Below are 21,722 nucleotides of genomic sequence, written 5' to 3' on the forward strand. Positions count from 1 at the left end.
TATGGACCAATGGATATCTTTTAAATGGTTTGGATACGATGCGTTTAGCTCGTTTCAATGGGTATATCCATACTTTTTATATGCCATCCCCCTGGTGCCGCTGTTGTTTTGGTTAAGAGGCGCGCTGCATCGGAAAAGGAAGCAACGGCTGGTCATGACATATCATCCGTCCCAAAGCGGCTGGGAATGGCTGGCAATGTTGCGTTTTGTGCAGCCTTTTCTGGTTTGCGCGGGAATTATGTTGATCCTGGTATGTCTTGCCCGGCCCCAGGTTGTGTCGGAGCGAACGGATCGCTATTCAGAAGGTATTGATATCATGTTGCTGCTGGATATATCCGACTCGATGACAGAGAAAGATCTGAGTCCAAACCGACTGGAGGCTGCTAAAAAAGTAGCGCGTGATTTTATCAAAGGACGCCTGCAGGACAGGATTGGACTTATTATCTTTGCAGGAGAAGCTGTATCGTTGTGTCCGTTGACGGCAGATTACGAGTTGTTATATGGGTTTTTGGATGAGATTAAGCCTAATATGATCCCTATCGCCGGAACTGCAATCGGAAGTGCCCTGGCGGTGGCTGTTAATCGAATGAGAGATACTAAGGGCGAAAGTAAAGTCGCGATCCTGATCAGTGATGGTGACAATACCTCCGGAACCCTGGGACCGACCACGGCAGCCCAACTGGCGAAGGCTTTTGGAATAAAGATTTACGCCATTTCAGTGGGAGTACCGAAGGCTGCTTCGCGTTCGGATTCCACCGGTACAATAAACTCCTTTATGGATGAAGGAGAGTTGTTAAAAGTGGCGGGCATTGGAAATGGAAAGTTTTTCCGGGCCACGGAAAATAAGGCTCTGGGAAATGTTTTTCAGCAAATTGATCAGCTGGAAAAGATAAAATACAAAGACGTTATTTCGAGGGAAGTGACTGACTATTACAGGATTTACCTCTATTGGGCTGTTACTTTCTTTTTATTGGCACTCGCTACCAAAAGTACTTTTATGTCGAATATTCTTGAAGATTGATGTTAAGACCATTTTACAATCATAGCGTAATTGAGGCCGGGCTGGATGAGGTAGGAAGAGGGTGCCTGGCCGGACCTGTTGTGGCCGCTGCTGTAATTTTACCATCCGATTACAAACATGAATATCTGACTGACAGCAAACAACTTACAAAAGCACAGCGTGTTGAAGTTCAGAGAGATATATTACGTGAAGCCGTAAGCTGGGCCATTGCCGAAGTAGATAATGTTGAAATTGATAAAATCAATATCCTCAGGGCCAGCTTTTTGGCAATGCACCTGGCTGTGGATCGGCTTGTGACAAGACCGGAACACTTATTGGTCGATGGAAATCGCTTCGTGCCTTATCAAATGATCCCGCATACTTGCATTGTAAAAGGCGATAGCAAGTTTTTATCCATCGCTGCGGCGTCGGTTTTAGCCAAAAACTATCGTGACGAACTAATGGCAGACCTGGCTAAAATTCATCCGCATTATGGGTGGGAAGATAATGTCGGCTATCCAACCGCACGTCACCGAAAAGGTATCAGTACCCACGGAACCACGACCTATCATCGCCTTTCCTTTCGTTTGTTGAAAGAATAAGGTCAGACCCTACTGATTTTTCGGCTTTTTATAAACAGGAACTGTGCTGCAAGGCTCTCCGAACATGAGGCTTTGAACAACAGGTTTCAATAGCTTACTCACGGCCATATATGCAGACATCGGCACATCGACTTTACTGCAACCTTTTACAACGACTTTCTTACCTTCAAACTCAGATATATTCAATTGGCTGATTGCCTTATGGTAAAGCACATCTTCCAGGTTTTCAAGCGAGCCGAAAGCAATTTCGTTTGCGTACGGCTGCAGATGTGTGGCAAGTAACATATATGCCCAAGTCGGAATGATGGCGTCTTCGGAGCAAGTGATTGCTACATTCTTACCGGTATATTGAGTCCAGTCATGGGTTTTCAAAAAGTCGCGAAAATCCTTTTCCCGCAAAATCATTCCCTGAAAAAGATTGTCTTTCAAATCATATAAAACCCTTTCACCGGGATGATATAAATCTTCAAGATCCAATGAAACGATACCGCTGGTGGCAACTCTGTTAACTATTTCTGCTTCCATAATTTTTGAATATGAAGGGTTAACATGAAAATCGACAACAATGTTTTTGAGAGGAGCTCTCAGGTGTTAGCTTTTAGGGATTATTTTTTGGTAGTTGGCTTATTTTCAGCAGGTTGAATTGCAAAAATAATTGCCTGAAATAATTTTAATATCTCAGTTTGACAATGCTTTCTTTTTTGGAGCCGGGCTCATAAAGTCTTTCAGGTAATAGGGCTCGAATGACGCCAGATCTTCAAATTGTTGATTCGCAAAAGCTTTCTGGGCAAGTATGCCCACTGTTTTCGCTGACGGTTTGATATTTTCAGTTAAAAATACCGCCTGCGGTGATGTAAATAGCGATTGGCATTTATTCGATCCGTCGCCGAAGAATACTACTTTTTTAGTATTGAGTTCGTTTTCGAAAGAGTTTTCCTGAAGAATCAATGCTTCGGTTGGTTTTACCGTATCCCCGACAAAATCATATACAGCACAATACACTTCCATCCGTCGGGCGTCAATCATTGGGCAAAACAGGAAGTCTTCTGAAAAGAAACCTTTTACTTGTAAGTACATCGCTTCCAGCGTATTAATGGCAATAAGCGGTTTCGACAAAGCAAAACAAAGTCCTTTCGCTGTAGATACTGCTACCCGTAAGCCGGTATATGATCCCGGACCTTTCGCAACAGAGATCGCGTCGAGTTCAGGAAGGCTGAATCCGGAATTTGTAACAATGTTCTCGATTAGAGTCGTAAGCATGGCCGACGAAGATCTGTCCGTAAACAGATCATATCCAGCTACAAGTTCTGAGTGATGGTGAAGCGCTACGGAGCATCCTCTGGTAGAAGTATCAATGCTAAGAATCAGCATGTTATAAGATATAATAGCTGCCGGAAGAATTTTCTGGCAGCTATTCGGTTATTTTTTATTTTTTAAAATTTCGTTGTATCGGGCCGGATCTTTGAAGAGTGCCAGCGCGGACTTGACCTCCGGGTCTTCCTGGAATGAAGCCTCTCGCATACCTTTTTCAAGGTAATAATGCTTGATAATTTCTTCCTCCAATATGCTTTTAATCTCTGCTTTATGAAGTTGAAGATCGTTGTCTTTGTTATGTGTCAACTTTGATTTTAGCGCTTTAATCTGATCTTCAATTGCATCCAGCGATTTTTCCTTTTTGGCCGAGGCCTCCAAATCATTCAAATCCCGCTCAACCTGCGTTGTATAATCATACTCTTTACCTCCAAGCCATTTGATGAAAGCAGCATATTCCTGATCAGACAGATGAAATTCAGAGGCAGGTTTGATGCTAGTGTGCTCGAAGCGGTATTTCACTGCATAATCAAAAAAGAGGCGGTTGCGCCCCAGGCTTATCGCCAAAGGAGAAAACGTTTCTTTCTCAGTAACGATATCCGGCAGTATACCACCTCCGTCATAAACAACACGGCCGTTATGGGTTTTGAAAGCAGTCATCAGCGTGTCAGGAATTTTGCCCACACTACCGTCTTCATTTCTGTGGCTGTAATCAATTGCCTGAATGCATCTTCCGCTCGGAATATAATATTTGGCAGTGGTAATTTTCATTTTGGTATTATACGACAGATCGCGGGTGGTTTGAACCAAACCTTTCCCATAGGTTCTTTGACCAATCAAGACGCCACGGTCATAATCCTGAATTACGCCGGATACAATTTCTGCGGCAGAAGCACTCCTGTTGTTGGTCAAAACCACCATCGGAATTTCTGTATCCAATGCCGGACTGTTGGCAACATATGTTTTATTCCATTCAGTAACTTTACCTTTGGTTGATACGATTTCTTCTCCTTTTGCAACAAAGATATTGGAGATCTCTATCGCCATATTCAACAACCCGCCCGGATTATCCCGAAGATCAAGAATGACCGATTTCATCCCTTTTCCTTTCAATTCCTGAAAAGCATTTTGTACTTCACGGGAGGCGGTAGCTGTAAAATCCTTCAAATCAATATATCCTACATCTTCGCTGATCATGCCATAATAAGGGACGTTTGTAACCTTCACAATATCACGGTTCAAAGTGATTTCAACCGGTTTCGGAATTCCGTAGCGCTTGATCGTCAGCTTAACGTTTGTCTGGGTCTGGCCTTTTAGCAATTTTCCTGTATCAAAATCCTCACGGGTAGAAATATCCACGTCGTTAATCTTGAGAATTTCATCTCCCAATAACAGTCCCGCTTTTTGAGCTGGAGTATCCTCATATACCATCATCACCACATGCTTGCCGTCCGAAGAACTTACCATGGCACCAATGCCATTGTACTTTCCGGTCGTCATGGTCATATAATCCTCAATATCGTCTTCGGCGTAGTAGACAGTGTATGGATCAAGGGACCGAAGCATTTGGTCTATGCTGGTCTTAATCAACTGATTAGGGTTGATATCGTCTACGTAATACGCATTCAGCTCTTTAAAGAGCGTGGCATATATATCAAGGTTGCGGGCAATATCGAACAGCCGATCGTCCTGACGGAAAGAGACAAATGCCAGGCCTGCTACTACGGGAATAGCGAACCAAGCTGAGCGGATATACTTTTTCATCGAGTTTCAGGAATTAATACCGGATTGCGGGGCGGGAGGGAGTTTACTTAATCTTTTCAGGGATTGTCCCATTGCCTTTTCAATAACGCTGAAAGTACTGGTTTCTTTTGCAAGATACAAAAAAGCAATATAGGAGGGGCGAACCTCGGGAGGAGTAGAAAGTAAAACTTCTTTTTGCAGTCGGTAAGCTTCGCGGCAACGGCGGCGAATCAGATTACGGTCAACGGCTTTTTTGAAATTTTTTTTAGATACAGAGAAAAGTACCTGGGGGTATTCAGGAGGAGTTGGGGTATCGTATATATACAGTACCCTAAAAGGAAAGAGGTAGAACGTGTGCACTTCCGTACTACCTCTTTGAAACAGCCTGCCAATGAGCTTGGGGCTGCATAAACGTTCTTTTTTGCTAAAAGTTTGTTTCAAGGTTTTGGCGATAATATGTCTTCAAGTTTGAAAATATCTCACTTGTCTGACGTTGAGAGCAAAGCCCCCTTTATCTCAAAACAATCAAACTCGGCTTATTGCTTGTGACGTTTTTCGTCAGATACTGTCAATTTCCAACGTCCTTTTTTTCTGCGGCCCGCAACTACTTTGCGTCCGTTTGCAGTGGACATTCTCTCACGGAAACCGTGTTTATTTCTCCTCTTACGATTCGATGGTTGATACGTACGTTTCATCTTTATATCAATTTATTGCGCTATAAAATCTACTTTATCCAGAATTTGGGCTTGCAAAGGTAGGAAAAGAATATTGTTTTGTCAAAACCACTTTAAAAAAATATAGGAAAACAGATGATAATCAATGAGAAACCATCAATTTGGCTATTTTTTTAACAACTCATTTGTAAAAAAACTTCTTTTTGAAGTACCATTCTGCACATCCGTTATCATATTCTACTGATGCCCAGGCCGCATCTGTGATAACATTCGGGCTTAAAATGGTGTGCGGAATGTTCACAAGTTTGGGCACAAACACCTCACGTTCCTTCGCTGATAATACCATTTGGGTCCTGTTTTCCATCTCCTGATAATACCTTGCTGCTCTTCCGGTAGCGAGGTCGGAAATTGCTGAGCGAAAGTTAAAATTGCTCAGATATATACTCAGAAAATAGAGCCCGATCGCCCAGGAAAATATTCCCAGTCGTGGAATCGTGATCTGATGATATCTTTTGAGTATCCAAAAGGTAATTACAAAGATGTTGAACGTCCAGCCGAGTAAGGTCCAGAAAGTGATCAGTCCCTGTCCTCTCAGATTTGGCGGCTCAGCAATGGACCAGTAAGTTGGGAAATAAGTGATATACAAGCATCCGAAGAATATAAAGCATGACAGAAATGGGTGAATGTTGAGAAATCGCAATTTATCTTTCGGACTTAGTTTATAAAGTTGCGCTGCGATGGGCATCACTACGATCGCATAAATGAATAAAGTGGGTGCCATTTTTGCGAAATTATGAATTGCCCAAACCACGCTGTGTTGCAGTGAATAGATCAGGTTATATTTCAAAGGAGTTGGATATAACCCGGAATCTGCCCTAACGGCATTCCCCGGAGCGGTTACGGATAGAATACCTGCAGCCAGCGCTACAAGAAAGATGACCAGCTCGTGCGCAAGAAATTTCTTTTGAACAAAACTTCCGAACACGAAAAGCGCGCCTGTGAGCGACACCAGCCATACCAGTGAGTATTCGTTCATCCCGATGATAATTACCAGTGATATACAGATGATAGCGGTTTTAGCAGTCTCCTGACGATTGTAATTTTTAAAGAAATAGGAGAATAGATATAGGGTACATATATCGGCGATGGTATAGTAATATCCCGTATACCAGTAGAAATAGCCCGCTACGGTTGGGATTTCAGCAATAAATATAAACAGGAACAGAAATGCCACAAACAAGGGCTTCCAGCGGGGAAGCCAAGGTGACAGCACCGACGACATAAACGTATATGCTGCATGTCCATATGCAGCGAAAATGACAATAGGTAAAAGCTTATAGCCAATATAAGAGCCGTACGCCAGTGGCTGGGTAGCGGAAATTAAAGTCCCTACATATCTGCCAGACCAAGTATTCCAGTAATGTGCCTGATACTTCCAGTAGCCCATTTCAATCACAGCGAGCGCATGACAGTAATCATCAGTAGAGGGAAAAGCGTAAAATGATAGAAGGAGAAACGGTAATAGCAAGAGAAAAAGCGCAAAGAAAGCTGCTCTGAATTTTTGCTCGGGAGTTTCAAGCCACGTAAACATTTTCATTGTTTAATATAGGTTGTGTGAGTGTGAGATCTCCAAAACTATGAGAAATTTTGGAAGATTTGTGATTTGGGGGAGGAGAATGTGGTCAATAAGGGAATCGGAAATGTTCAATTTTCCAACCCGCAAGTTCTTTAAAACCGAACAAGTCACTTGTTAATGAGCCCTTCTTTTTGATGCGGTAAGAGGTGGAGTGGATTGCCCCTGACTACGTGTCTCGCTCGAACCAGCGACCTTTGGATTATGATCAAGACGCGCCGTCCGGAGTCGCTCTTGACCCGGGCGAGCTAGCAACCGGGCTAATAATGAAAAAAGCCACTCTTTAAAGTGGCTTTTTCTTCTTCCGAAGTAGCGGGAGCTGGACAGGATCGCCTGCCGCTCGAACCAGCGACCTTTGGATTATGATCAAAACGCGCAGTCCGGAGTCGCGCTCGACCCCGACGAGTTACCAACTGGGCTAATAACGAAAAAAGCCACTTTTTAAAGTGGCTTTTTTTTCTTCCGATGTAGCGGGAGCTGGACAGGATCGCCTGCCGCTCGAACCAGCGACCTTTGGATTATGATCAAGACGCGCCGTCCGGAGTCGCGCTCGACCCCAGCGAGTTGCCAACCGGGCTAATAACGAAAAAAGCCACTCGTTAAAGTGGCCTTTTCTTCTTCCGATGTAGCGGGAGCTGGACTCGAACCAGCGACCTTTGGGTTATGAGCCCAACGAGCTACCAACTGCTCCATCCCGCGGTGTTGTTGAATTGGAGTGCAAATATACAACGGTTATTAATTAATAAACAACTATTTTTGTGAAATATTTGAGAATGACCCCTCGGGCTGACACCGCTTTTGCTACATGAATTATGATTTAAGAACTTCCGGAACAGGAAAAAGTATCCATATAGTATTGATTTCCAGATTACTATGTATAATGTTTCTGTTCCTGATTTGCCGAGTACTATTTTACACTTTCAACAAAATTTATTTTCCCGGAATAGATTTACATGGTGCATGGAGGCTGTTCGTAGGCGGTTTACGCTTCGATACGTCGGCTGTTTTGTATACCAATATTCTCTATATCTTTTTGATGAGTATCCCTTTCACGTTTAAATACAGAAAGGGGTATCAGAAAGGATTGGATCTTTTATTTGTGTTTACCAACAGTGTCGCACTCCTCGCTAACTGTGCTGATTTTATATACTACCGCTTCACCATCAAAAGAACTACCTGGAGTGTCTTGAAGGAATTTTCCAACGAGCACAATATGCATTTGCTGGTTGGCGGCTTTATCGTTCGATACTGGTATGTGGTTCTGATATGGTTGGCCATGATTGCCGTTTTGATTCTGATTACTAAAAAAGTCGTAGTTGGAAGGAAGCCCGCTTATCAGCTTTGGCAGTTCTTTCTTGTGCATAGTGTACTGATGGCCGGTATCGTCTACCTTTTTATTGCCGGAGCCCGCGGAGGTTTTTTACATAGCACTCGCCCCATTACGCTGAGCAACGCGGGCGAATATGTAAAAAGGCCCAAGGAGATGTTTATTGCACTCAATACACCTTTCTGTATCTATCGCACGATTCGCTCACGGGACTATGAACGCGCAAATTACTATTCGGATCAAAAAGAAATGAGAACGGAGTTTAATCCGATACATCAACCGGATTCGCTGATTGCGCCTTTTAAACCAATGAATGTTGTGGTGCTCATTTGGGAGAGTTTTGGAAAAGAAATGGTGGGCGGATATAACCATGGTCTGGAAAACGGTACATATAAAGGATATACTCCGTTCGTGGACTCGTTGATGACGCAAAGCAAAGTTTTCTGGTATTCTTTTGCCAACGGAGCTAAGTCGATTGAGGCGATTCCCTCCGTGTTGACAAGCATACCCGGTATCAAAGAGCCATTTATCACAACACGATATACTGATAATACGCTGCCAAGTATGCCGAAAATGCTGGCAGAGAAAGGATATCATACTTCATTTTTCCATGGTGCGCCGAATGGTTCGATGGGTTTCCAGGCTTTTGTGAATTTGATTGGCGTTCAGCAATATTTTGGAAAAACGGAATATGCCAATGATAAGGATTACGACGGAATCTGGGGAATATGGGATGAGGAGTTTCTTCAATTTTGGGCAAAAAAGATGAATACTTTTCAACAGCCTTTCCAAAGCACGCTGTTTACAGTTTCCTCCCACGACCCATATAACCTGCCGGATCGTTACAAAAATAAATTTCCGAAGGGGGCGCTGCCGGTTTACGAAACGATGGGCTATTCAGACCACGCGCTGAAACGGTTTTTTGATATTGCGAAAAAGATGCCGTGGTATAAGAATACACTGTTTATCATCACTGCGGATCATGCGGCTACGCTGGCGCATTACCCTGAATATCAGACATCTGTAGGGAATTTTTCTATCCCCATCCTTTTCTTTTGCCCTTCGGATAGCACAATGAAGGGAATTGATCGTTCGAAGTTGGTTCAGCAAATAGATATTCTACCTTCGGTGATGGGGTATTTGAACTATGATAAACCCTACTTTGCCTTTGGTAAAAATGTATTTTCGAAGGACAGTAAAAACTACGCGGTTAACTATGATGGCGTATATCAATGGTACAATGGGCCTTACGTTTTGCAATTTGATGGACAGAAAGCCGTAGGTTTGTATAATTATCAGAAAGATAAGTTGCTAAAACAAAATCTCGCCGGCACGTTGCCACAAGTTCAGGCACCGATGGAAGCGGAGGTTAAAGCTTTTATCCAACAGTATGTGAACGGAATGCTGGACGACAAGCTGACAATAGGGAAATAGCAGACTGTTTATCAGTCTTAAAAATGAATAGAAATGGAAAATGAAGAAGTAGGTTCGGAGCTACAGGGTTCGGAATCAGTTAATTACAGGGCGGGGTTTGTGAGTATTATCGGGAAGCCGAATGTGGGCAAGTCAACTTTGATGAATGTTTTGGTAGGAGAGCGCATGTCAATTATTACCTCGAAGGCCCAGACAACCCGCCACCGTATTATGGGGATATTGAACGGTGAATTTGAAGGAAAACCGTTTCAATTGGTATACTCCGATACGCCTGGTGTCGTAAAACCGGCATATAAGCTGCACGATTCGATGATGACCTTTGTAAAAGGGTCTCTTGAAGACGCAGACGTGGTTTTATTTGTTACGGAAATTGGTGAGAAAGCTGCTGAGCATGAAGTACTTCCTTTATTGAGAAGAACGGACGCGCCAGTGATATTGGTTTTGAATAAAATTGACCTTTCCAACGAAGAAGAGGTTAACAAGAAAATAGCAGAATGGCAGGAAGCAATTCAACCAGCGGCGATCGTTCCAATCTCGGCGATGTTGAATGCTAACATTGCTACTTTATTCAATGAAACAGTTGGAAGGTTGCCGTTTCACCCGCCTTATTTCGCTGAGGATGAACTAACCGACAAGCCTGAGCGTTTCTTTGCTTCGGAAATTATCAGGGAAAAAATATTTCTGAACTATCGCCAGGAGATTCCATACAGCTCCGAAGTGGTCATTTCTGAATTCAAGGAAAAGGAAGATATTATCGTCATTCGTGCCGAAATATTGGTTGAGCGTAAAAGCCAGAAAGGAATAATTATCGGAGAAAAAGGAGAGATGTTGAAACGAGTAGGCACCCAGGCCCGCCACGATCTCGAAGCTTTTTTTGGTAAGAAAGTCTTTTTGGAACAACATGTAAAAGTAGAACCGGACTGGCGCAGCAAGGAAGACAAGCTGAGACAGTTTGGATACGAAGATTAATAAAATGAATGGAGGAGGGGAACAGTTTCTCTCCGGATCAATTAAAAGTTAAGCGTAAAAATGGCAAATATAATATCAATAGTTGGGCGCCCGAATGTTGGAAAATCCACGTTTTTTAACCGTCTGACAGAAAGCCGTAAGGCTATCATGGACAACCAGAGTGGAGTAACGCGGGATCGTCACTACGGATATGGTGAATGGACTGACCAGTATTTTACTGTGATCGATACAGGCGGATACGTGGTAGGTTCAGAGGATATTTTTGAAGGAGCTATCCGCGAACAAGTGGAGCTGGCAATCGAAGAATCGACAGTAGTTTTATTCATGGTTGACACCATGACAGGACTTACTGACCTTGATAAAGATTTCGCAAACGTACTTCGTCGTTTCAATAAACCGGTATTTCTGGTTGCCAATAAGGCAGAAACGACTGAAAGATATCAATCGGCAGGTGAGTTTTATGAGCTTGGGATGGGCGATGTCGTATATGCCATTTCGGCACAAACGGGCTTCGGAACGGGTGAGTTGCTGGATGAGGTGATCAAACATTTTGAAACGGCGGGAATTGAAGATCCGGAAGCTGGTATTCCAAGAATTGCGATTATGGGACGTCCAAACGTTGGGAAATCTTCTTTTCTTAATGTTTTGACCGGTTCTGAACGTAGTATCGTGACGAACATTGCAGGAACGACAAGAGACGCGATACACACGCATTATAATGCGTTCGGGATGAATTTCATTCTGACGGATACTGCAGGAATTCGCCGCAAATCTCGGGTTAAGGAAGATATTGAATACTATTCAACACTTCGTTCTATCAAAGCGATGGAAGAATCGGATGTCTGCATCATTCTATTGGACGCAACCCTCGGTTTGGAAGGTCAGGATCTGAATATCATCGGACAGGCTGATAAGGCGAAAAAAGGTATTGTAATCATGGTAAATAAGTGGGATCTTGTTGAAAAAGATTCCAAAACAGCAGATACCTACAAAAAACAGTTGCTGGAGCGCCTTGCGCCAATGAACTACATGCCCATCATTTTTGCTTCCGTAGTTGAAAAACAACGGATTCACCAGGTGATGGAGAAGGCAATGGAGGTATATGCGAACAAAACGAAGAAAATTACGACTTCAAAATTGAATGAGGTGATGCAGGCCGAGATCGAAAGATATCCGCCGCCGGCAGATCGTGGAAAGTATATCAATATCAAGTATATGATCCAGCTTCCGACGCCTTCGCCTACTTTCGTCTTCTTTAGTAGTAATCCAAAGCATGTGAAGGATCCATATCTGAGATATCTTGAAAACCGGATGAGGGAGAATTTCGATTTTTCCGGTGTTCCCATCACTATATTCTTCCGCGAGAAATAAGCGTGAAAAAAATTACCGAAACGTCGGCTGGAGTAATTCAGTCGGCGTTTTTTTGTTTCATCCGTCTGATTCGTCAGTTTGGTCACAAATTTCGACCATTTGATCATTTTTACTTTACCGATGCAACGTATTCGGATACTTTTGCATCTATCGATCAGTGAGAGGGAAAGTGGAAAAAGGGGTGAAAAAAAATTTTTCAAAAAAAATGTTAAAAACAAGGTACTATGTATTGCAAGATACCTAACAAAACATATATATTTGTACAGTCAATTAGTTACATAAATTATCAGGTCAGAATTTCTAACAATTGAAAGATATAGCCATGAGACTTTTAACCATCCTTCTTCTTTTCTTATTCGTAAGCTTCCAATCTGGAGCAACTGGATATTCTTACAATATGTTTGTTGCTCACAAAAAACTGCAGACTGTAAAAGAGTCGAAAAAAGCATGCACGAACGACGTGAAAACTAAAAAGCCGATGAAGATAGCGGTTGTTAAGGCAACACCTGCGACACAATCATTTACTAACCAGCTGTCTGATAAAATGGCAAAAATGGTAACTTTGAACGAGCGTATTATCGCTGAAGGCCCATCATTTCTTTTTGAATCGGAGGAAGAAACTGCTTCTAAGAGTGTAGTTTCGAAAGTATCAGTGATTGTTCAAAAGGCTTTTTACAGTATGATAGGATCGCAGATGATCGGAAAAGAATAGGGATATGACTTTGATAAATAAATAAAGGGCCGAAAGCGATGTGTTTTCGGCCCTTTTGTTGTTTATAGCGGCTCAGGCGACAGTATTAGTCAGTGTGCCGATAGGTTCAAGCGTTATATAAACAATATCTCCTGATTGAAGCGTAAAGTCTGATCCGGGAATAATACCGGTTCCAGTCATCAGGTAACAGCCCGTTGGGAAGGACATTTCCTTAAACAGATATTCCAGAAGTTCGCTGGGCGTGCGTTTCATCTGAGAAAGTGTGATTTCTCCATTGAAAACCTCTTGACCGTCTCTTATAATGGACAAATCGATAACGGTATCGGGAGACAATGCGTCTTCTGTCACATATAAACAGGGGCCAAGTGCTGCACTTCCAGTATAAGATTTAGCCTGCGGCAGATATAGCGGATTTTCACCTTCAATACTTCTGGAACTCATATCGTTTCCAATGGTATATCCGACGAGCTTTCCAGACGAGGTGGCAAATAAAGTTAGCTCAGGTTCCGGCACATCCCAAGTCGAGTCTTTACGGATTCGGACCAGCCCTTGATGACCAATGACCCGCCAGCCGGCCGATTTGAAAAACAATTCAGGACGTTCTGCACTATATACTCTGTCGTAGAAACTCCCACCACCTGCTTTTTCTGATTCTTCCATACGCGCGGTGCGGCTTCTGAAATATGTAACACCAGACGCCCATACTTCTTGGGAACCAATCGGAGCCAGAAGCTCAGGCATAGGAAACTCGTCCGAAAACGTGACAGGGATCAATTCTTTGATTTGGGCCCTGAGCCAGGCATATAGGTCGTCGCGATTTACAACCTCATCCCACGCAGACTCATGCAGGCGATATAGTATGTCTTCATTTTCCAGCAGGATTCCATGTTCCGTTTTGTATAATTTCATGGGTAGTTTCAATTAATGTTTCAAGATTTAGAAGTGCTTTTCGGCACCTCTATACTCTATAATCAATTACGAATGCAAACGGAATATGGGCTATTGTTTTCTACGAAATGCATGAATGGGCCTTGGGTCATATTTTCTCTTTCAAAAAATCTGCCGTATGGTTTCCTTCCAATTTCGCCATTTCTTCGGGAGTTCCTGCGAAGGTCAGATATCCGCCATCTTCACCGCCTTCAGGCCCCAGATCAATGATCCAGTCGGCGCATTTGATCACTTCCATATTGTGTTCGATGATGATGACGCTGTCGCCTTGTTCAACCAGCGCATTGATCGCTTTCAACAATTTTTTGATATCATGAAAATGAAGCCCCGTCGTTGGTTCATCAAAAATAAAGAGCGTTTTGCCTTTGTTAGAAGAACCTTTTCCTAAAAACGAAGCCAGCTTCACCCGCTGGGCCTCTCCGCCGGATAAGGTATTGGAAGATTGACCCAAACCAACATATCCCAATCCAACTTCCTGCAGCGGACTTAATTTTTCAACCAGTTTGGGTTCTGATTCTCTGAAAAACTCAATCGCCTCATCCACAGATAGATCCAGGATTTCTGCTACGTCTTTTCCGTTATATTTTACTTCCTGAATTTCTTGCTTAAATCTTTTCCCGTCACAGCCTTCACATTTCAGATATATATCAGCCATGAACTGCATTTCGATCTTCACCTGACCTTCACCCTGACAAATCTCACAGCGACCACCATCCACATTAAACGAAAAATGAGAAGGTTTGTAGCCACGACTTTTAGAAAGCGGAAGGTCCGACATCATTTGTCTGATGTGGTCATATGCCTTGATATATGTCACCGGGTTCGATCTTGACGATTTTCCAATCGGATTCTGGTCAATCATTTCAATTGCGGCTATGCGATCTATACTGCCCGACAACTGATCGAAACGTCCTACATCCTCACTGAATTCACCTTTAATACGCATTAAAGCCGGATATAGAATCTTCCTTATCAAAGTTGATTTTCCCGAGCCACTAACGCCGGTTACGACTGTGAGGTTGTTTAATGGGAATTTTACATCAATATCCTTAAGATTGTTTTCCCTCGCCCCGGAAATCTCTAAAAAATGCAGTGATTTCCTTCTAATCTGTGGAACAGGAATTGAATCCAGATCCAATAAAAAGTTAAGCGTATGGCTCTTATGATCGCTTGCTAGGAAACTGGCCCTTTTTTCAGGATCCAGCAATTCTTTCCAATTTCCCTGAAAAACAAGGGAACCTCCACCTATTCCGGCCTCTGGGCCAATATCTATAATCTGATCTGCCGCATGCATCACTTCTTCCTCGTGCTCTACTACAATAACAGTATTGCCTAAATCCCTCAAGGATTCCAATACTCCCACCAGTCTTTTCGTGTCTCTTGGATGCAAACCGATACTTGGTTCATCGAGAATATACATGGACCCAACAAGAGCGCTTCCCAATGATGTAGCTAATTTGATACGCTGAAATTCACCACCAGAAAGGCTATTCGTCAGGCGGTTTAAAGTCAGATATCCTAAACCAACTCGGCAAAGATATTCCAAACGAGTTTCAATTTCGGTTAATACGCGCTTACCGATTTGGCGATCATGCTCGCTGATATCCAGGGTTTTAAATAATTCAGACACGTCTTTAATCGGCATCAGCACCAGGTCTGTAATAGAATAACCCGCCACTTTTACATATGCAGCATCTTTACGCAGGCGTGAACCCCGGCAATCCGGACAAACGGTTCGGCCGCGAAAGCGGGAAAGCATGACGCGATATTGAATTTTATGCGTTTGCGCCTCCAGTTCGGCTATGAAATCGTTGATACCCTGAAAATACTGGTTTCCAGTCCAGATTAGAATTTGCTCCGCTTTAGTTAGATCCTTAAATGGACGATGAATTGGAAAATCGAATTTCGCGGCATTCCGAACGAGCGGAGTAAGCCACTCACTCATTTTTTCTGTTCTCCACGGCGCGATAGCACCTTCATATACCGAGAGATTTTTATCAGGGATAATCAGGTCAGGATCAATTCCCAGCACTTTTCCAAAACCTTCACATCGTTTGCAAGCACCATATGGGTTATTGAAACTGAATAAGTTAACCGACGGTTCTTCGAAAGTAATGCCGTCGAGTTCAAACTTATCTGAAAATTCTTTTCTTTCTCCACCAACCACTTCGACAATGCAAATCCCGTCTCCTTCGAAAAAAGCGGTTTGAACAGAATCTGAAAGGCGATATTGGGTGTCTTCGTCGTCTCTTTTTACGGCCGCGCGGTCAATCAGGATATATATTGGTTCTTTACCGTTACTTTCTGCTTGCGAACCTTCAAGCCAGTCTTCGATGGAGATGGTTTCCTGATTAAGTATAATTCGGTTGTAGCCTTTTGAAAGCAGGATTTTCATCTCTTCATTCAAAGAACGTCCTGGCGTAATTAATAGCGGTGCCAAAATCAAGACTCTGGTACCATCTTCGTGGCTCAACATAAAATTCACCACGTCAGACACGGAATCTTTTTTAACTGGCTGCCCGGATGTCGGTGAAAAAGTATGGCCGATCCTCGCAAACATTAATTTTAGATAATCGTAAATTTCTGTTGAAGTTCCGACCGTTGACCGCGGATTCCGGGTGTTTACTTTTTGCTCAATCGCTATGGCCGGGGATATACCCTTGATATACTCAACCTCCGGCTTTTCCATTCGACCTAAAAATTGGCGTGCGTAGCTGCTCAGACTTTCCACGTACATCCGCTGCCCCTCCGCAAAGAGCGTGTCAAATGCAAGAGACGACTTTCCCGAGCCTGATAGGCCGGTGATTACCACCATTTTGTTGCGGGGTATGGCAACGTCGATATTTTTGAGATTGTTGACTTTTGCTCCTTTGATCAGGATATATTGTTTGGGACTGAGCGTATCAAAATCCGATACGTCATTCCTAAGCACACTTATTTCGGCCATATGAACTTGATGTCGATTTTAAAGGCCACAAAAGAGCGGCCGTATCTGATGAGTAACCCAAAATTCATGTTTTTAGTTTGGGAATCCTAACACGTATTATGGTTCTAACCGACGTTTATGGGGGTGAATTATGCTTTTATATATAGCAAATCTGCCGTCAAAGAAATGAAGCTTGAAAAAAGGAATTGTTTTCTTGCCCGCCTTTGGATAGAAGGGTTCAGAACGGAAAAGGTAGTCCATCAGTATGAATTGTGCTCCATGGTTTTTTGCCCAGGTTGCAAACTTATCGGTGGTCATATTCTTTTTCCTGGATTCGATGATGTAGTTCTCGTTTGCCAATAAGCGTGGATACCGACTATATTCATTGTAGAAAAAAGTAAGAGGAACCAGCCCCACTTGCGTCGAATCAAGTTTAGGACGGAGATTTTGATAGGAAACCGGTAAATATTCCATCGACAGGTTTCTCTGAATAATTTGAATCGACCCATATATGCCAATCACGAAGTAAACGGCAATCAGCAGTTTGAGTGTCCGGTTGAAGCGCATATCCATTACAAATAATTCAAATATGAGCGCAAACATGAACGGCATGAAAAGAGGCATGTATAAAGCGCTGTTCGCTTTGGTAATAAACCAAAAAAGCAGGAATATCAGCAAAGAATATGTTCTTAATCCGAAAGGAATCTGACGCAGATTCGCTCGTTGCTTCCACAGAAAATGAACCAGCAATACTGAAAGCGCAATTTGTTCAGGTGAATGAAAAAATAACCGCGGATAAGTAGCAATCTGAATGAGTTTGGATTTAAATCCAAAAGCGTCTTGAGTTGCCGGATCGTTACGGAACTGATGCCACCACGCTTCAAATCCGTTTTCTACCAAAACAATATCCGTGAGATAAAAAAGACAAGTTGTTCCGCACACGAGCGTATATATGGCAAGATCCCGATATCTTTTCAGCAAAAGCAAAAGACCGAAACCGGCAAGGACATATATCACGCCGTTGAGATGGGCAAGAAAAGCAAGGCCAGCTAAGAGTCCGGCAAAAATGACCTGATATACCCTGACGTTTGATTTGTTCAGCAGTAAAAAAGAGCCGAAACCACAAGCAGCAAGAAGCATCTCCGGGCGATTTTCAAAACTCATTTTAATGAGTAGTCGATTGGCGAAAACCAGGATCAGTATTGTGATAAGGAGTTCCTGGCTTGAAACAGGTCTGCGGCTCTTGATATAGGAAATGATTTCAGCCACCATGATGACGAAGAAAATAAGTCCCATGAATTGTGGTATAGGTGCCTGAAATCCAAGAAAATGAGATAAAATTGCGCCGAGAACAATGAATAACTTGTGACTAACCAACAGCTGGTTTTCCCAGTTTGCAATCCCGCGGAAATATTCTGACCGAATAACACCTGTCTTTTCAAGCCAATAAGATTGTTCTGAAAACCATGCGTCGTCTCCGCCAGGAGGTCTGTGGTAATATGTAATAGCAGTCAGGCAGACAAAGAATATTAAAATCGCATAGCGTTTCGAAAGCGAAACATACTTCATAAGTTTTGTCAGGTCTGCGTAATCACTCAAAAGTAAGCAACTTTAAGCTTGGAGACAGTATATAATTACATGGTTTTAGTGGAGTTTTAGAATATCTGAAGTGATAAATTCGGCACGCTGCGCCGCCGCTGCCTCAAATATAGGATCTGCGAGGTATCCAAAATTGGTTACATCGGACATGCAATCGGTTAGTATTGTCAGCTTGGAAACTAGTTGTGGTGCATGTTCAAGAACTTGTTTTACACTCGTTGCAACACAGTGTGACCTTGCCTCACCCGTGACCAGTATTCGGTCATATCCTTCAAGTTGTTCAAGAAAGCCAGTATTTATTTGAGTGGTAATATCTGCTGCAATCGGGACCTGAGCCTTAAAAACGCCAAAATGTTCGGTCAGAGGATTTTGGCCTTTGATAATGGCAGTATAATCCTTATTATTTCTATGACACCAAAATAGTAATGCATTGGAAATTGTCTGGTCCAGGGCGGCACCTGGCGTGCCAATCAAACAATGCTCCGGCCAGATAAAATGTTTGAATTCACCTTGTTTCTCCAGTGTTTCGAGGTATGAGTTTACATATTCGGGATCATATCTTGGTCGGAATTTCCCTTTTGCAATTGCATCCGGCGTAATAAGTGTAAAAGGCGCAACAGTATATCCCTGAGCGTCTTCCCAAAAAAGTGGATGCGCAATATCCAAAACCTGATGGGTATCCAGTGTGACAAAAATGGCATCGATTGCTTCGGAGTGTTTGGTAATTAATGCAGCAATTCGTTCGACGTCATCAGGCGCTCCCGGCACAAAAAGAGAACCATTTGGATCGCAAAAATCATATTGGGCGTCAATGATGAGCAAGGCTGTTTTCATAACGGAAGGTTCTCGGTTAATGCAATTTTAAAATGAAGTTTCAAATCTCAATGCTTTCTGGTATCCCCAGCTGCTTTGCATATATTTTCGAACAAATTCTGTGAACATATTCCAGCATTTTATTGGTATCGGAAAGATAATCAACAAGATAATCTTCATTTAGCTTGCTCAAAGCGGTTAAAATTGTACTCGCTTTTTTGGCAATATACAGTGCGCAAGTGTCGGATCTTGATGAATATTTGGTCAGCATTTGTTCATGTTTTTCAATGAAGGTAAGCATCAGATATAGGTTGAGCTCAATTCCTCCCATTTTGTCTTTGGTCACTTTGACGTGGTAGCTGATATCGCCACTCAAATTCCGCATATCCATGAGTACCCAACCCGGAGTGTCCTGATTAAAACGCGATACCCTTTCGATACGCGACTTAATTTCTTCCTTTCTCTCATCAATCGTAGACGATTCCTCGATCAGTTCGAAATTCAGGCGGTCGACCAATGTCGAATCTTTGGCAACCAATCTGAGCAAAAGTTTATCTTTTTCCTTAACCGACATTTGGACGATTGCTTTTTTAAGATTTTCCGGAAGTGCCATTTAATATAAAGTTGGTATTAAGGTTCGAAGTTGTCTGACGGTGCAGTTTTTGTACTGACAAAATTATTAGATAGGCGGCAATATTCATTATTCGACAGACATCTTAAGAATGTTGTAGAGCAGTGTAAATGCATGTAACTGTGCGAAATAGTGACTGTGAAAATATACTTTACAGATTTAGAAATGCCGATATTTGCCAATAACTTGCGCTTAAAAAGCACTCATTAACTTTCAAAATAGAGTATGATTTCAGTAGCTATGTGCACGTTCAGCGGAGCCAGATATTTGCTCCAGCAGCTGGAAAGCATTGCTAGTCAGACGGTTCCGGTAGATGAAGTGGTAGTGTGTGACGATGGTTCCACAGACGACTCCATTCAAATACTAAAAGCATTTGCAGCAGAGTCAGGTATACCTTTCAGGATATTTCAAAATGAAGTGAATCTGGGGTCTACCCAAAACTTTGAAAAATGCCTCTCTCTTTGCGAAGGGGATATTATATTTCTCGCTGATCAGGACGATATATGGCGTGAGGACCGGGTAGAGAAGCAGGTCAATTTTTTGAATGAACATCCCGACAAAGATGCCGTTTTCTCTGATGCTATGATGATCGATGACAACTCTCAACCAATCGGTAAAACGATATGGGAGGAAATTGAATTCAATAAGTCGCTCAGAGACAAATGGTTGGACGGAAGGTCTCATGAGATACTCTATAATGGCTTTGTTGTAACGGGCGCAACGCTTGCAATCAGAAAAAGCTGTTTACCCAGATTGATGCCTTTTCCAACACATGTGCCCGATCTTATTCATGATGCATGGATAGCGATGGTGTTAAGTTTGGAGGAAAAAATATCCTTTATTCCGGAAAATTTAATTAGCTATCGTATCCATTCCCACCAGCAGGTTGGATTTGGCAGTAAGGTGGAATATGTGAGTATGAAGGATCGCATCCTGAGGGGCCGGCAGCAGAAATTGATTCCATTGGAGGAGAAAGCGCATAAATTGCATGAACTGTACCTTTTGCTCAGATCAATACCTTACGTTCCCAGAGAAAAGCTGATCAAATTATATCTTTCTCAAAAGCATTTTTACAAAAGAGCGACGCTTCCTGAAAACAGGATACTGAGAATAACGCCGATCGTTAGCCATGTTTTGAGGGGATATTACCGATTTAGCAGTAAAGATTGGTGGTTACCTGCCATTGGCGACCTTCTCGAATAAACCCCTGGACTGTGAAATCACTGGTAGCTGTTGTCATCCCAATATACAAGGCCGATTTAAGCGTATCCGAGGAAGTGTCTCTTCGTCAGTGTCTGGACGTATTGGGCGATTACCCGATCATTATCGTAAAGCCTGATTCTCTGGATATCAGTCCGATTATTTCCCGGTTCCCACAGATCAAACAGGTTTCGTTTGAGGACAGATATTTCACCGGCACGGATGCCTACAATGAGCTACTCGCGTCCAAATTTTTTTATCGGGCTTTCACAGATTACGAGTACATCCTGATTTATCAGCTGGACGCATATGTTTTTCGAAATGAGCTCGTTGCGTGGTGCAATAAAGGATATGACTATATAGGTGCACCTTCCATTCACCTGTCTGAATATGACAGACTTTCGGCGGACGAGTCAGAGGTATTTGCCAATGCACTTTCTTCACCTTCGACGCGGGTTGTATATAATGGTGGTTTGTCTTTAAGACGCATTTCAGCCATGCTTAGTTATTTAACTATTTACGATATTTTTTATCCTAAATGGAAAGGGAATGAAGATATGCTCTTCTCGCAGGAAGCCACCCGGCTCAAACCGATGAAGCTCTTTTTAAAACTTCCTCCCTGGAAGGAGGCGCTTTCTTTTGCCTTTGAAAAAAGCCCATCGGCTTCGTATATCATTAACAGCCAGAAGCTTCCATTTGCGTGTCACGCGTGGGAGCGCTATGATCCTGAATTTTGGAAAAAGTATTTCTGATCGACTTTAACAATTTTTAACAAACTATCGGAGCTATATCAGCGTTTCTTTTTCGTCTTTTGGAATTTTAAGATGTC

19 protein-coding genes and 1 tRNA gene are annotated in these 21,722 nt (G+C 42.7%); 8 read left to right on the forward strand and 12 right to left on the reverse strand.

Annotation, left to right across the window (positions count from 1 at the left end; genetic code table 11):
* Nucleotide 1 precedes the first annotated feature (1 nt).
* Nucleotides 2-1,021: a VWA domain-containing protein gene (locus tag AC1XUD_RS09010; RefSeq protein WP_483360650.1), complete on the forward strand. Its 1,020-nt coding sequence runs from the start codon at nucleotides 2-4 to the stop codon at nucleotides 1,019-1,021.
* Complete coding sequence (locus tag AC1XUD_RS09015; protein ID WP_483360651.1) at nucleotides 1,021-1,602, forward strand: ribonuclease HII; 582 nt, start codon at nucleotides 1,021-1,023, stop codon at nucleotides 1,600-1,602. Before AC1XUD_RS09010 ends, AC1XUD_RS09015 begins: the two co-directional genes overlap by 1 nt.
* A gap of 9 nt (nucleotides 1,603-1,611) precedes the next feature.
* Here AC1XUD_RS09015 and AC1XUD_RS09020 read toward each other — a convergent pair whose 3' ends face one another.
* The 7 genes from AC1XUD_RS09020 to AC1XUD_RS09050 form a co-directional block, all read right to left on the reverse strand.
* On the reverse strand, nucleotides 1,612-2,127 hold the full coding sequence (locus tag AC1XUD_RS09020; protein WP_483360652.1) for a DUF2480 family protein: 516 nt from the start codon (nucleotides 2,125-2,127) through the stop codon (nucleotides 1,612-1,614).
* Between the two features lie 153 nt (nucleotides 2,128-2,280).
* On the reverse strand, nucleotides 2,281-2,973 hold the full coding sequence (tsaB, locus tag AC1XUD_RS09025) for a tRNA (adenosine(37)-N6)-threonylcarbamoyltransferase complex dimerization subunit type 1 TsaB (RefSeq protein ID WP_483360653.1): 693 nt from the start codon (nucleotides 2,971-2,973) through the stop codon (nucleotides 2,281-2,283).
* A gap of 48 nt (nucleotides 2,974-3,021) precedes the next feature.
* Complete coding sequence (locus AC1XUD_RS09030) at nucleotides 3,022-4,677, reverse strand: S41 family peptidase (protein WP_483360654.1); 1,656 nt, start codon at nucleotides 4,675-4,677, stop codon at nucleotides 3,022-3,024.
* A gap of 6 nt (nucleotides 4,678-4,683) precedes the next feature.
* Entirely contained in the window at nucleotides 4,684-5,097 is a 414-nt protein-coding gene (gene rnpA, locus AC1XUD_RS09035; protein WP_483360655.1) for a ribonuclease P protein component, read from the reverse strand.
* 95 nt (nucleotides 5,098-5,192) lie between these two features.
* A complete protein-coding gene (gene rpmH / locus AC1XUD_RS09040; protein WP_215241093.1) occupies nucleotides 5,193-5,351 on the reverse strand; it encodes a 50S ribosomal protein L34 in 159 nt (52 codons plus the stop codon).
* Between the two features lie 160 nt (nucleotides 5,352-5,511).
* Nucleotides 5,512-6,927: a hypothetical protein gene (locus AC1XUD_RS09045; RefSeq protein ID WP_483360656.1), complete on the reverse strand. Its 1,416-nt coding sequence runs from the start codon at nucleotides 6,925-6,927 to the stop codon at nucleotides 5,512-5,514.
* Nucleotides 6,928-7,589: 662 nt separating this feature from the next.
* Nucleotides 7,590-7,662: transfer RNA gene (locus tag AC1XUD_RS09050), tRNA-Met, on the reverse strand.
* Nucleotides 7,663-7,768: 106 nt separating this feature from the next.
* Between AC1XUD_RS09050 and AC1XUD_RS09055 the strand changes: the two genes are divergently transcribed.
* The 4 genes from AC1XUD_RS09055 (at nucleotide 7,769) to AC1XUD_RS09070 (ending at nucleotide 12,776) form a co-directional block, all read left to right on the forward strand.
* Entirely contained in the window at nucleotides 7,769-9,724 is a 1,956-nt protein-coding gene (locus tag AC1XUD_RS09055; RefSeq protein WP_483360657.1) for an LTA synthase family protein, read from the forward strand.
* A gap of 33 nt (nucleotides 9,725-9,757) precedes the next feature.
* Nucleotides 9,758-10,693, forward strand: a complete 936-nt coding sequence (era, locus tag AC1XUD_RS09060; RefSeq protein ID WP_483360658.1) for a GTPase Era — start codon at nucleotides 9,758-9,760, stop codon at nucleotides 10,691-10,693.
* 60 nt (nucleotides 10,694-10,753) lie between these two features.
* The gene (gene der / locus AC1XUD_RS09065; RefSeq protein WP_483360659.1) at nucleotides 10,754-12,064 is read left to right on the forward strand and encodes a ribosome biogenesis GTPase Der; all 1,311 of its coding nucleotides are present in this window, start codon (nucleotides 10,754-10,756) and stop codon (nucleotides 12,062-12,064) included.
* A 322-nt stretch (nucleotides 12,065-12,386) separates the two neighbouring features.
* Nucleotides 12,387-12,776, forward strand: coding sequence for a hypothetical protein (locus AC1XUD_RS09070; RefSeq protein WP_483360660.1), 390 nt, complete (start codon nucleotides 12,387-12,389; stop codon nucleotides 12,774-12,776).
* Between the two features lie 72 nt (nucleotides 12,777-12,848).
* Here the strand turns inward: AC1XUD_RS09070 and AC1XUD_RS09075 are convergent, their stop codons facing one another.
* The 5 genes from AC1XUD_RS09075 to AC1XUD_RS09095 form a co-directional block, all read right to left on the reverse strand.
* Complete coding sequence (locus tag AC1XUD_RS09075; RefSeq protein ID WP_483360661.1) at nucleotides 12,849-13,685, reverse strand: fumarylacetoacetate hydrolase family protein; 837 nt, start codon at nucleotides 13,683-13,685, stop codon at nucleotides 12,849-12,851.
* A 127-nt stretch (nucleotides 13,686-13,812) separates the two neighbouring features.
* Entirely contained in the window at nucleotides 13,813-16,671 is a 2,859-nt protein-coding gene (gene uvrA / locus AC1XUD_RS09080) for an excinuclease ABC subunit UvrA (protein ID WP_483360662.1), read from the reverse strand.
* Between the two features lie 96 nt (nucleotides 16,672-16,767).
* A complete protein-coding gene (locus tag AC1XUD_RS09085) occupies nucleotides 16,768-18,249 on the reverse strand; it encodes a hypothetical protein (protein WP_483360663.1) in 1,482 nt (493 codons plus the stop codon).
* A gap of 45 nt (nucleotides 18,250-18,294) precedes the next feature.
* Nucleotides 18,295-19,083, reverse strand: a complete 789-nt coding sequence (locus tag AC1XUD_RS09090; protein WP_483360664.1) for a cysteine hydrolase family protein — start codon at nucleotides 19,081-19,083, stop codon at nucleotides 18,295-18,297.
* A gap of 40 nt (nucleotides 19,084-19,123) precedes the next feature.
* Nucleotides 19,124-19,675 (reverse strand): hypothetical protein, encoded by a 552-nt coding sequence (locus AC1XUD_RS09095; RefSeq protein WP_483360665.1) that lies wholly within the window; start codon nucleotides 19,673-19,675, stop codon nucleotides 19,124-19,126.
* A gap of 243 nt (nucleotides 19,676-19,918) precedes the next feature.
* Here AC1XUD_RS09095 and AC1XUD_RS09100 point away from each other — a divergent pair, with 243 nt between their 5' ends.
* Together AC1XUD_RS09100 and AC1XUD_RS09105 are read left to right on the forward strand one after the other, a co-directional pair.
* The gene (locus AC1XUD_RS09100; RefSeq protein ID WP_483360666.1) at nucleotides 19,919-20,896 is read left to right on the forward strand and encodes a glycosyltransferase family 2 protein; all 978 of its coding nucleotides are present in this window, start codon (nucleotides 19,919-19,921) and stop codon (nucleotides 20,894-20,896) included.
* Between the two features lie 11 nt (nucleotides 20,897-20,907).
* Nucleotides 20,908-21,645, forward strand: coding sequence for a DUF5672 family protein (locus AC1XUD_RS09105; protein WP_483360667.1), 738 nt, complete (start codon nucleotides 20,908-20,910; stop codon nucleotides 21,643-21,645).
* Nucleotides 21,646-21,722: the final 77 nt, after the last annotated feature.

The sequence above is a fragment of the Dyadobacter sp. HNCC25DJ184 genome, assembly GCF_056895215.1.